The organism is Pseudomonas sp. P20 (assembly GCF_016463925.1).
GTDB classification, from domain to species: domain Bacteria; phylum Pseudomonadota; class Gammaproteobacteria; order Pseudomonadales; family Pseudomonadaceae; genus Pseudomonas; species Pseudomonas aeruginosa.
Genome location: NZ_JAEMVM010000015.1, coordinates 67,059 through 79,059 on the forward strand (window position 1 = coordinate 67,059; position 12,001 = coordinate 79,059).

Here is a 12,001-nt window from a genome sequence, read left to right on the forward strand (position 1 = left end):
CGGCCTAAACAGGCAAGCTTTCCTTCGGAACCCAAGCATGAGCGCAGCGCCACCGGATATCCCCGCCCTGCCCGCCGGCCTCTGCTACGTCGACGACCGCCAGCCGGGCATCCGTCGACGCCGGCAGGGCAAGCGCTTCGTCTATTTCGATGCCGACGGCCAGCGCATCGGCGACGCCGAGGAGATCCGCCGGCTGGACAAGCTGGCCATTCCGCCGGCCTATCGCGAGGTCTGGATCTGTCCCGACCCCAACGGCCATCTCCAGGCCACCGGCCGCGACGCCCGTGGGCGCAAGCAGTACCGCTACCACCCGCGCTGGCGCGAGGTACGCGATGCCGACAAGTACGAGCGCCTGCTGCGCTTCGGCCAGGCGCTGCCGCGGCTGCGCCGGCACATCGACGCCCAGTTGCGCCTGCCCGGCCTCGGTCGCGACAAGGTGGTGGCCCTGGCGGTTGCGCTGCTCGACGCCACCCTGATCCGCGTCGGCAACCACCGCTACGCCCGCGACAACCGCTCCTACGGCCTGACCACCCTGCGTACCCGGCACGTGGACGTGAACGGCAGTCGCATCCGGTTCCGCTTCAAGGGCAAGAGCGGCATCGAGCACGACGTCAGCCTGGAGCATCCGCGCCTGGCGCGGGTGCTGCGGCGCTGCCTGGAATTGCCCGGCCAGGACCTCTTGCAGTACCTGGACGAGGACGGCCAGCCGCACCGCATCGGCTCCCACGACATCAACGAGTACCTGCGCCGGCATACCGGCGAGGATTTCAGCGCCAAGGACTACCGTACCTGGGCCGGCAGCGCGCTGGCGCTGGAGCGCCTGCGGCGTGCCGAAGCCGACGGGCTTGGCGCGGTGGTGGCGGAGGTCGCCGCCGAATTGGGCAACAGCGTGGCGATCTGCCGGCAATGCTACATCCACCCGGCGATCATCGAGGCCTACCAGGCCGGGCAACTGGGCCAGCTCAGGCGCGCCCGCAAGCGCCGCTGGCTGAGTGCCGAGGAAGCGACCCTGCTGGCCTTCCTCGACACGCCCGGCTGATCAGTTGCCCGGGTGCGGATCGATGCCGTGCCGGCGCAGCAGGCCGAGCAGGCGGCCAATCTCGGTCTGGCAGGCTTCCAGTTCCTTGCGCAGGGTGTGTTCGCGGCGCTGCTGCTCCAGCTTCACGCGTTCGAGTTCGGCGCGCGCCTCACGGCGGATCTGCCGCTCGCGCTCCTTGTCGGAATGCTCGGCGCCGAGGGCCTCTTCGGCCTTGCGCGCGCGGTATTCGCGCATCCGCTGGGCGGCCGACTTGGCCTTGCCGCTCGGCTTGGGCCCGGGTTTGCTGGCTTTCATGAACGCCTCTATCTGCGTAACGTTACGCAATCAGAATAGCGTAACGTTACGCAGATAGACAGGGTCTATGCTTAGAGCGGCGGGGCCGAGCGCAGCATCACCGACTTCAGCGCGAAGGCCGACTTGATGCCAGCCACGCCGGGAATGCAGGTCAGGGTATTGGTGAGGAACGCCTGGTAGGCGGCGAGATCCTTGACTACAACCCGCAGCATGTAGTCCGCATCGCCGGTCATCTGGAAACAGCTCATGACCTGCGGCGCATCGACGATGCGTTCCTCGAAGCGAGCGAGGTAGTCGCCGGTCTGCTTTTCCAGGGACACCGAGACGAACACGCTCATCGCCCCGGACAGGCGCTCCTCGTCGAGCCGGGCGAAGTAGCCCTGGATGTAGTGTTCCTCTTCCAGGCGGCGTACCCGGCGCAGCGTCGGCGTCAGCGACAGGCCGACCTTCTGGGCGAGATCGCGCCAGCTCAGGCGGCCGTCGTCGGCCAGGGCACGGAGGATTTTCAGGTCGATGCGGTCGAGTTCAGCCATGGTGCGTTGTTTCTCTTGTTAGCGATTCTTGTAGTTCAAACAACCCAATACTGCCGGAATACCTTAGTCAATTTGGAGCAAAAAACTAGCACCCGAAGCCTATACTGAAATTACAAAAACAAAACCCGAGGGCCTCACCATGAGTGACGTCACCCAGTACGACCGCGCCTGCTGTACCCCGGCATGCCTGCAACCCGCCCCCACCCACAGGACGGGAACCCGCCATCCGCCCAGTCCGCCGCTTCGAGCGCCGTTCGCCCGTTTCTGATCTCTCCAACCGTTTGGCCCGGACCGGGCCGGAGGCCTGTCATGAGTGATTACGAGCCGTTGCGTCTGCATGTCCCGGAGCCCACCGGGCGTCCTGGCTGCAAGACCGACTTTTCCTATCTGCACCTGTCCCCCGCCGGCGAGGTACGCAAGCCGCCGGTGGATGTCGAGCCCGCCGAGACCAGCGACCTGGCCTACAGCCTGGTACGTGTGCTCGACGACGACGGCCACGCCGTCGGTCCCTGGAATCCGCAGCTCAGCAACGAACAACTGCTGCGCGGCATGCGGGCGATGCTCAAGACCCGCCTGTTCGACGCGCGCATGCTCACCGCGCAACGGCAGAAAAAGCTTTCCTTCTATATGCAATGCCTCGGCGAGGAAGCCATCGCCACCGCCCACACCCTGGCCCTGCGCGACGGCGACATGTGCTTTCCGACCTATCGCCAGCAAGGCATCCTGATCACCCGCGAATACCCGCTGGTGGACATGATCTGCCAGCTTCTCTCCAACGAGGCCGACCCGCTCAAGGGCCGCCAGCTGCCGATCATGTACTCGAGCAAGGAGGCAGGTTTCTTCTCCATCTCCGGCAACCTCGCCACCCAGTTCATCCAGGCGGTCGGCTGGGGCATGGCCTCGGCGATCAAGGGCGACACGCGCATCGCCTCGGCCTGGATCGGCGACGGCGCCACCGCCGAGTCGGACTTCCACACCGCCCTCACCTTCGCCCATGTCTACCGCGCGCCGGTAATCCTCAACGTGGTCAACAACCAGTGGGCGATCTCCACCTTCCAGGCCATCGCCGGCGGCGAAGGCACCACCTTCGCCAACCGTGGCGTGGGCTGCGGGATCGCCTCGCTGCGGGTCGACGGCAATGACTTCCTGGCGGTCTACGCCGCCTCCGAGTGGGCCGCCGAGCGCGCCCGGCGCAACCTCGGGCCGAGCCTGATCGAATGGGTCACCTACCGCGCCGGCCCGCACTCGACTTCGGACGACCCGTCCAAGTACCGCCCCGCCGACGACTGGACCAACTTCCCGCTGGGCGACCCGATCGCCCGCCTGAAGCGGCACATGATCGGCCTCGGCATCTGGTCGGAGGAACAGCACGAAGCCACCCACAAGGCCCTCGAAGCCGAAGTACTGGCCGCGCAGAAACAGGCGGAGAGCCATGGCACCCTGATCGACGGCCGGGTGCCGAGCGCCGCCAGCATGTTCGAGGACGTCTATGCAGAACTGCCGGAGCACCTGCGCCGGCAACGCCAGGAGCTCGGGGTATGAATGCCATGAACCCGCAACACGAGAACGCCCAGACGGTCACCAGCATGACCATGATCCAGGCGCTGCGCTCGGCGATGGACATCATGCTCGAGCGCGACGACGACGTGGTGGTATTCGGCCAGGACGTCGGCTACTTCGGCGGCGTGTTCCGCTGCACCGAAGGCCTGCAGAAGAAATACGGCACCTCGCGGGTGTTCGATGCGCCGATCTCCGAGAGCGGCATCATCGGCGCCGCGGTCGGCATGGGTGCCTACGGCCTGCGCCCGGTGGTGGAGATCCAGTTCGCCGACTACGTCTACCCGGCCTCCGACCAGTTGATCTCCGAGGCGGCGCGCCTGCGCTATCGCTCGGCCGGCGACTTCATCGTGCCGATGACCGTACGCATGCCCTGTGGCGGCGGCATCTACGGCGGGCAGACGCACAGCCAGAGCCCGGAGGCGATGTTCACCCAGGTCTGCGGCCTGCGCACGGTGATGCCGTCCAACCCCTACGACGCCAAGGGCCTGCTGATCGCCTGCATCGAGAACGACGACCCGGTGATCTTCCTCGAGCCCAAGCGCCTCTACAACGGCCCGTTCGATGGCCACCACGACCGCCCGGTGACGCCCTGGTCCAAGCATCCGGCCAGCCAGGTGCCGGACGGCTACTACAAGGTGCCGCTGGACAAGGCGGCGATCGTCCGCCCCGGCGCGGCGCTGACCGTGCTGACCTACGGCACCATGGTCTACGTGGCCCAGGCCGCGGCCGACGAGACCGGCCTGGACGCCGAGATCATCGACCTGCGCAGCCTCTGGCCGCTGGACCTGGAAACCATCGTCGCCTCGGTGAAGAAGACCGGCCGCTGCGTCATCGCCCACGAGGCGACCCGCACCTGCGGGTTCGGCGCCGAGCTGATGTCGCTGGTGCAGGAGCACTGCTTCCACCACCTGGAGGCGCCGATCGAGCGCGTCACCGGTTGGGACACCCCCTACCCGCATGCCCAGGAGTGGGCGTATTTCCCCGGCCCCGCGCGCGTCGGCGCGGCATTCAAGCGTGTGATGGAGGTCTGAATGGGTACCCATGTGATCAAGATGCCGGACATCGGGGAAGGCATCGCCGAGGTCGAACTGGTGGAGTGGCATGTCCAGGTCGGCGACTCGGTCAATGAAGACCAGGTCCTCGCCGAGGTGATGACCGACAAGGCCACGGTGGAGATTCCCTCGCCGGTGGCCGGACGCATCCTCGCCCTCGGCGGCCAGCCGGGCCAGGTGATGGCGGTGGGCGGCGAACTGATCCGCCTGGAGGTGGAAGGCGCCGGCAACCTCGCCGAGAGTCCGGCCGCGGCGACGCCGGCCGCGCCCGTCGCCGCCACCCCGGAGAAACCGAAGGAAGCCCCGGTCGCGGCGCCGAAAGCCGCCGCCGAAGCGCCGCGCGCCTTGCGCGACAGCGAGGCGCCACGGCAGCGGCGCCAGCCCGGCGAACGCCCGCTGGCCTCCCCCGCGGTGCGCCAGCGCGCCCGCGACCTGGGCATCGAGTTGCAGTTCGTGCAGGGCAGCGGTCCCGCCGGACGCGTCCTCCACGAGGACCTCGATGCCTACCTGACCCAGGATGGCAGCGTCGCGCGCAGCGGCGCCGCCGCGCAGGGGTATGCCGAGCGACACGACGAACAGGCGGTGCCGGTGATCGGCCTGCGTCGCAAGATCGCCCAGAAGATGCAGGACGCCAAGCGACGCATCCCGCATTTCAGCTATGTCGAGGAAATCGACGTCACCGATCTGGAAGCCCTGCGCGCCCATCTCAACCAGAAATGGGGTGGCCAGCGCGGCAAGCTGACCCTGCTGCCGTTCCTGGTCCGCGCCATGGTCGTGGCGCTGCGCGACTTCCCGCAGTTGAACGCGCGCTACGACGACGAGGCCGAGGTGGTCACCCGCTACGGCGCGGTGCACGTCGGCATCGCCACCCAGAGCGACAACGGCCTGATGGTGCCGGTGCTGCGCCACGCCGAATCGCGCGACCTCTGGGGCAACGCCAGCGAAGTGGCGCGCCTGGCCGAAGCCGCACGCAGCGGCAAGGCGCAACGCCAGGAGCTGTCCGGCTCGACCATCACCCTGAGCAGCCTCGGCGCGCTCGGCGGGATCGTCAGCACACCGGTGATCAACCATCCGGAGGTGGCCATCGTCGGCGTCAACCGCATCGTCGAGCGACCGATGGTGGTCGGCGGCAACATCGTCGTGCGCAAGATGATGAACCTCTCCTCCTCCTTCGACCACCGGGTCGTCGACGGGATGGACGCGGCGGCCTTCATCCAGGCCGTGCGCGGCCTGCTCGAACATCCTGCCACCCTGTTCCTGGAGTAAGCGATGAGCCAGATCCTGAAGACTTCCCTGCTGATCGTCGGCGGCGGTCCCGGCGGCTACGTCGCGGCGATCCGTGCCGGGCAACTGGGCATTCCCACCGTACTGGTGGAGGGCGCCGCCCTCGGCGGCACCTGCCTGAACGTCGGCTGCATCCCGTCGAAGGCGCTGATCCACGCCGCCGAGGAATACCTCAAGGCCCGCCACTATGCCGGCCGGTCGGCGCTGGGCATCCAGGTACAGGCGCCGAGCATCGACATCGCCCGCACCGTGGAATGGAAGGACGCCATCGTCGACCGCCTCACCAGCGGCGTCGCCGCGCTGCTGAAGAAACACGGGGTCGATGTCGTCCAGGGCTGGGCGAGGATCCTCGACGGCAAAAGCGTGGCGGTCGAACTCGCCGGCGGCGGCAGCCAGCGCATCGAGTGCGAGCACCTGCTGCTGGCCGCCGGCTCGCAGAGCGTCGAGCTACCGATCCTGCCGCTGGGCGGCAAGGTGATCTCCTCCACCGAGGCGCTGGCGCCCGGCAGCCTGCCCAAGCGCCTGGTGGTGGTCGGCGGCGGCTACATCGGCCTGGAGCTGGGTACCGCCTACCGCAAGCTCGGCGTCGAGGTGGCGGTGGTGGAAGCGCAACCGCGCATCCTGCCGGGCTACGACGAGGAACTGACCAAGCCGGTAGCCCAGGCCTTGCGCAAACTGGGCGTCGAGCTGTACCTCGGGCACAGCCTGCTGGGCCCGAGCGAGAACGGCGTGCGGGTCCGCGACGGCGCCGGCGAGGAGCGCGAGATCGCCGCCGACCAGGTACTGGTGGCGGTCGGCCGCAAGCCGCGCAGCGAAGGCTGGAACCTGGAAAGCCTGGGCCTGGACATGAACGGCCGGGCGGTGAAGGTCGACGACCAGTGCCGCACCTCGATGCGCAATGTCTGGGCCATAGGCGATCTCGCCGGCGAGCCGATGCTCGCGCACCGGGCCATGGCCCAGGGCGAGATGGTCGCCGAGCTGATCGCCGGCAAGCGTCGCCAGTTCGCCCCGGTGGCGATCCCCGCGGTGTGCTTCACCGATCCGGAAGTGGTGGTCGCCGGGTTGTCCCCGGAGCAGGCGAAGGATGCCGGCCTGGACTGCCTGGTGGCGAGTTTCCCGTTCGCCGCCAACGGCCGCGCCATGACCCTGGAGGCCAACGAAGGCTTCGTCCGCGTGGTGGCGCGTCGCGACAACCACCTGGTCGTCGGCTGGCAGGCGGTGGGCAAGGCGGTCTCGGAACTGTCCACGGCCTTCGCCCAGTCGCTGGAGATGGGCGCCCGCCTGGAAGACATCGCCGGCACCATCCACGCCCATCCGACCCTCGGCGAAGCGGTCCAGGAAGCCGCCCTGCGCGCGCTGGGACACGCCCTGCACATCTGATTCCCGCGAACCTCGGTAGCCGGCCAACACCGGCGCACATTACCCCCTTGCCCGTCGGGCAAGGGGGCTTTTTTCGTGGCCGCGAACCGGGTCGTCAGCAGGTCTCACCGCCCTGCGCGATCCCCCGCCCCTCACTCCGTCTCCAGCAACCCATGCCGCAAGCTCCCCGCCGCCAGGCGCTGGCGAATATCCTCGTCGATCCGCGGATCGTCCGGGCGGTACAGGCGCACCTGGCGGTAGGCGTTGATCCGGTTGATTTCCGCACCGAGGTACTCCCAGACCACCCGGCTGCATGCCGGGGTCCGCCGGTCACCGCTGGAAACGCCCATCTTCAGGCCGTTCAGGCGGGTGATACGGCTCTTGAAACTGGGAATGAGGATGGTCTGGCTCATCTCGTTGAGAGTCAGCGACTCGTAGTCGATCAGGAACACCCGGTCCTGCAACTGGAAGGCCGCGCCGAGATAGCGGCAACGCGCCCACTCCTCCGCCTGCACGTCGGTACTGCTGGTGCGCTCCTGGCGTTCCTGGCGCTCGAAGAGGAACACGCCGTCCTCCTCGTAGAGATGCACCAGGGAGAGCAGGATGCTGCCTGGCACCGACATGCAGTTGGCATATTCGAAGTAGTAGCCGCAGTAGCGGCCCAGGTCGCCGGCCTCGGCGCGCAGCGGTTGCAGCAGCCGCAACAGCGGGTCGTTGCTGGGCTGGCGCGGCTGGGCGCTGGTGCGGGCGCCGATCAGGCGGGCGAACTGCTCGGGCGGCAAGCCCAGCTCGTAGTCCTCGACGCCGAAGAAGTCGCCGATCCGCTTGCGGTTGTACGGCGTCGGCTGGCTCTGGCCGCTGAGGTACTTGTTGAACTGTGCGCGATTGATCGCCAATTGCCGGCAAACCTCGGAAATCGAGCGGTAATGGCTGCAAAGCAGCTTGAGATTGGCGCCCAGGTGCTCGGACATCGATGGCTCCAAAACTGATGCTATGGACGCGATTCTAGCATCAGGTCGCATCAAGCAGGAGCAACCCGCGAAATTGTAACCAGGTGCGTCATGGCCAACCATGCGCCGCGCACCAAGGCGCTGCCGCAGCGCACGCCGGTACCAGAATAAGAACCGAGGTAGACCTCCATGCTTGAAATGCTCAACGATTTCCTTTCCGGAAAAGTCCTCATCGTCCTGATCGTCGGCCTGGGTGCCTACTTCACGATCCGTTCGCGTTTCGTCCAGTTCCGCCACTTCGGCCACATGTTCGGCGTATTCAGGGAATCGCTGCGCGGCCAGGCCGGCCAGCTCAGTTCCTTCCAGGCCCTGATGCTGAGCCTCGCCGGCCGGGTCGGCGCCGGCAACATCGCCGGGGTCGGCATCGCCGTGACCCTCGGCGGTCCGGGGGCGGTGTTCTGGATGTGGGTCACCGCGCTGGTCGGCATGTCCAGCAGCTTCTTCGAATGCACCCTGGCCCAGGTCTACAAGCGCAGCGACGGCGACGGCCTGTATCGCGGCGGCCCGTCCTACTACATCCAGCACGGCCTGAAGCTGCGCTCGATGGCGGTGGTCTTCGCGGTACTCCTGCTGGTGACCTACGGCTTCGCCTTCAACGGCCTGCAGTCCTACACCGTCACCCATTCGCTGCAGAACGCCTTCGGCTTCGCCCCGCAGCACACCGGGATCGCCCTGGCGGTGCTGCTCGGCGTGGTCTTCATCGGCGGCATCAAGCGCATCGCCGCGGTCTCCGACCTGCTGGTGCCGATCAAGACCCTGGCCTACATCGGCGTCACCCTGTACGTCATCGCCAGCCAGATCGAGCACGTCCCGGCAATGCTGGAAACCATCGTCAAGAGCGCCTTCGGCCTAGACCCGGCGTTCGGCGGCCTGCTCGGCAGCGCCATCGTGATGGGCGTCAAGCGTGGCGTCTTCGCCAACGAGGCCGGCCTGGGCAGCGCGCCGAACGTCGCCGCGGTCGCCGCCGTGCGCCATCCGGCGGCACAGGGCGTGGTCCAGGCCTTCAGCGTGTTCCTCGACACCTTCGTGATCTGCACCTGCACCGCCCTGCTGATCCTGCTCTCGGGCTTCTACACCCCGGGCTTCGAAGGCGACGGCATCGTCCTCACCCAGAACTCCCTGGCCGCAGTGGTCGGCGACTGGGGCCGGGTGTTCGTCAGCGTGGCCCTGTCGCTGTTCGTCTTCACCTGCATCCTCTACAACTTCTACCTGGGCGAGAACAGCCTACAGTTCCTCAGCCGCAACCGCCTGGTGCTGATCGGCTACCGCGCGCTGGTGCTGGCCCTGGTGGTCTGGGGCTCGGTGCAGGACCTGTCCACCGTGTTCGCCTTCGCCGACATCACCATGACCTGCCTGGCCTTCGTCAACCTGATGGCCCTGGCCCTGCTGTTCAAGGTCGGCCTGCGGGTGATGCGCGACTATGACGTGCAGCGCCGCGCCGGGATCAAGCAACCGGTGTTCGACTCGGCGCAGTTCGCCGACCTCGACCTGGACCGCGAAGCCTGGCCCGCCGGCCAGCGCGCCGAGCCCCCGGCGCAGGCGGACGCCGAGCCGCTGCCGAGCGGCAATCGCTGAGTCTCGCGCAGGCGCCCTCCCCCCGGAGCGGCGCCTGCGCCACAATGGTGTCCCCTCTTCGCACGTCCGGCGCGAAAAGGCCCGACACAAGGATTACGGATGCTCCCAGTCAAGAACCTCTTCGTGCTCTACACCGGCGGCACCATCGGCATGCTGCAGACCCCGCAGGGTCTGGCTCCGGCCGGTGGCTTCGAAGCGCGCATGCGCGACCACCTGCAAAGCCTCGGCGACGCCCCGGACCTGCGCTGGCGCTTCGCCGAACTGCAACCGCCGCTGGACAGCGCCAACATGACCCAGGGCAACTGGCTGGCGATGCGCGACGCCATCGTCGCCGCGCTCGACGCCGGCCACGACGGCGTGCTGCTCCTGCACGGCACCGACACCCTGGCCTACAGCGCCGCGGCGCTGTCCTTCCTGCTCCTCGACCTGCCGATCCCGGTGCTGCTGACCGGCTCCATGCTGCCGGCCGGCGCGCCGGGCAGCGATGCCTGGGACAACCTGGTCGGCGCCCTGCGCGTCCTCCAGGAGGGCCACGCGCGCGGCGTACAGGTCTATTTCAACGATGCCCTGCTGCACGGCGCGCGAGTCAGCAAGCTGCGCAGCGACGCGTTCGACGCCTTCGCCGAACTGCCGCGACCGCGCCACGCCGAGCATGCGCCGGTGCCTGCGGCGCTCGGCTACCGCCAGCCGCGCCGGGAAGTGAACCTCGCCGTGCTGCCGCTCTATCCAGGGCTGCGCGCCGCGCACCTGCGCGGGCTGCTCGACAGCGGCGTGGAAGCGCTGCTGCTGGAATGCTATGGCAGCGGCACCGGCCCGTCCGACGACGAGGAGCTGCTGGCGCTGCTGCGCGAAGCCCACGCCCGCGGCGTGCTGCTCGCCGCGGTCAGCCAGTGCGCCTACGGCCAGGTCGAGTTCGGCGTCTACGCCGCCGGCAGCCGCCTGCGCGACGCCGGCCTGCTCTCGGCTGGCGGAATGACCCGCGAGGCGGCCCTGGGCAAGCTCTTCGGCCTGCTCGGCGCCGGCCTCGGACGCGACGAAGCGCAACGCTGGTTCGCCCTCGACCTGTGCGGCGAGAACGCCGACTGACCGCCCTGCGGCCGCCCGCCGGCGGCCGCTTCCTTCAGCCCTCCCCGCGATACGCGACAACGCCGGCGGCCCGCCCGTGCCCGGCGCCCATCGTCAAGCTTCAGCGAACAGTGTTTCCGGCCTTCCCCGGTTTATCCCCCGGCGGCGAGTCCACAGGATGTCGCCTTCCGCTGCCGGCCCCGCCGGCATCCGCCCACAAGGAGGAAACACCTGCATGTACGCCATCGCCGAAGACACCCTTCCCGCACGCGTATTGAAAGAACTGTTGCTCTATCGCCGCCGTTACCCCGAGCATCGCCAGAGCGCCAGCGAAGCGGACGAGATCCGCCGCATCGAACAGGTCCAGTTGCCGCGCATCGCCGCCTTCATCGAAGCCGGCGAGCCCATTGAATTCGTCCTGCCGGCGTTTCCGGCCAAGTCGCCGAACCCCGGTAAGGTCCTCGACAGCCGTCCGGACATGGCCGAGCGCCTGTCGCTGTCGTTCCTCAACCACCTGTGCCAGCGCATCCAGCTGTTCTATGCACCCGGCGCGAAGATCACCGTCTGCTCCGATGGCCGGGTGTTCGGCGACCTGGTGAGGATCGGCGATGCGCACATCAGCGCCTACCAGGATGCCTTGCGCCTGATGATCGAGGAGATCGGCGCCACCCATATCGGCGTGTTCAACCTGGAGGACGTACGCGCCTTCGAGGCCCAGCGCGACAACCACGAGCAGCTCCGCCAGTTGCTGATCGACGGCTACGCCGAGCCGCTGGAAAGCATCCGCGAGACCCTGCTGGCCAGCGAAGAAGGCCTGCTGCTGTACCGCGCCATCACCCGTTTCCTCTACGAGGACGGCCTGACCCCCGACTACCAGGGCTCGAAGACTGCCCTGCAACGCGACGCCAAGGAGCGCGCCTACGGGGTGATCCAGCGCAGCTGGGCCTGGGGCGCGCTGCTGGCCGACCAGTTCCCCCGCGCGATCCGCCTGTCCATCCATCCGCAGCCGGCGGACAGTCTGAAGTTCGGCATCCACATGATGCCGACCCGCGACGACTGGCTGACGCCCTGGCACGGCGTGGCGGTGAACACCGAGGACCGCTTCGTGCTGATGAAGCGCAGCGAGGTGCTGGAACTCGGCGGCGAGCTGGTGCAGATCAACGGCCAGCCCAGTCACTACCGCCTGCCGGCCAGGGCCGCCCGGCGCGCCGCCGTGGCCTGAGCCCGAGG

General features: G+C 68.1%; 11 protein-coding genes. 8 read left to right on the top strand and 3 right to left on the bottom strand.

What is annotated here, in order from left to right; genetic code table 11:
• Positions 1-37 precede the first annotated feature (37 nt).
• A complete protein-coding gene (locus JHD77_RS20545; protein WP_003113726.1) occupies positions 38-1,039 on the top strand; it encodes a DNA topoisomerase IB in 1,002 nt (333 codons plus the stop codon).
• On the opposite strand, the gene JHD77_RS20550 is transcribed toward JHD77_RS20545, so the two are convergent.
• Together JHD77_RS20550 and JHD77_RS20555 are read right to left on the bottom strand one after the other, a co-directional pair.
• Positions 1,040-1,333: an inner centromere protein gene (locus tag JHD77_RS20550; protein WP_003113727.1), complete on the bottom strand. Its 294-nt coding sequence runs from the start codon at positions 1,331-1,333 to the stop codon at positions 1,040-1,042.
• Between the two features lie 71 nt (positions 1,334-1,404).
• Positions 1,405-1,866, bottom strand: a complete 462-nt coding sequence (locus tag JHD77_RS20555) for an Lrp/AsnC family transcriptional regulator (protein ID WP_003089245.1) — start codon at positions 1,864-1,866, stop codon at positions 1,405-1,407.
• Positions 1,867-2,175: 309 nt separating this feature from the next.
• On the opposite strand from JHD77_RS20555, the gene JHD77_RS20560 reads away from it, so the two are divergent.
• Genes JHD77_RS20560 through lpdA form a run of 4 tightly spaced genes read left to right on the top strand, consistent with a single transcriptional unit; the run spans position 2,176 to position 7,142 of the window.
• Positions 2,176-3,408: a 3-methyl-2-oxobutanoate dehydrogenase (2-methylpropanoyl-transferring) subunit alpha gene (locus JHD77_RS20560; protein ID WP_003111886.1), complete on the top strand. Its 1,233-nt coding sequence runs from the start codon at positions 2,176-2,178 to the stop codon at positions 3,406-3,408.
• Positions 3,405-4,457, top strand: a complete 1,053-nt coding sequence (locus JHD77_RS20565; RefSeq protein ID WP_003089248.1) for an alpha-ketoacid dehydrogenase subunit beta — start codon at positions 3,405-3,407, stop codon at positions 4,455-4,457. Before JHD77_RS20560 ends, JHD77_RS20565 begins: the two co-directional genes overlap by 4 nt.
• Entirely contained in the window at positions 4,458-5,744 is a 1,287-nt protein-coding gene (locus tag JHD77_RS20570) for a dihydrolipoamide acetyltransferase family protein (protein WP_003124668.1), read from the top strand. It abuts the gene before it with no gap.
• A gap of 3 nt (positions 5,745-5,747) precedes the next feature.
• On the top strand, positions 5,748-7,142 hold the full coding sequence (gene lpdA, locus JHD77_RS20575; protein ID WP_003120146.1) for a dihydrolipoyl dehydrogenase: 1,395 nt from the start codon (positions 5,748-5,750) through the stop codon (positions 7,140-7,142).
• Positions 7,143-7,273: 131 nt separating this feature from the next.
• Here lpdA and JHD77_RS20580 read toward each other — a convergent pair whose 3' ends face one another.
• Positions 7,274-8,092: a transcriptional regulator gene (locus JHD77_RS20580; RefSeq protein WP_003117809.1), complete on the bottom strand. Its 819-nt coding sequence runs from the start codon at positions 8,090-8,092 to the stop codon at positions 7,274-7,276.
• 168 nt (positions 8,093-8,260) lie between these two features.
• On the opposite strand from JHD77_RS20580, the gene JHD77_RS20585 reads away from it, so the two are divergent.
• The 3 genes from JHD77_RS20585 to pvcA all read left to right on the top strand — a co-directional run bounded on the left by JHD77_RS20585 (position 8,261) and on the right by pvcA (position 11,993).
• Positions 8,261-9,706 (top strand): alanine/glycine:cation symporter family protein, encoded by a 1,446-nt coding sequence (locus tag JHD77_RS20585; RefSeq protein ID WP_003113731.1) that lies wholly within the window; start codon positions 8,261-8,263, stop codon positions 9,704-9,706.
• Between the two features lie 99 nt (positions 9,707-9,805).
• Entirely contained in the window at positions 9,806-10,792 is a 987-nt protein-coding gene (locus tag JHD77_RS20590; protein WP_003113732.1) for an asparaginase, read from the top strand.
• Between the two features lie 214 nt (positions 10,793-11,006).
• Entirely contained in the window at positions 11,007-11,993 is a 987-nt protein-coding gene (pvcA, locus tag JHD77_RS20595) for a paerucumarin biosynthesis protein PvcA (protein ID WP_003089256.1), read from the top strand.
• The last annotated feature ends 8 nt before the right edge of the window (positions 11,994-12,001 follow it).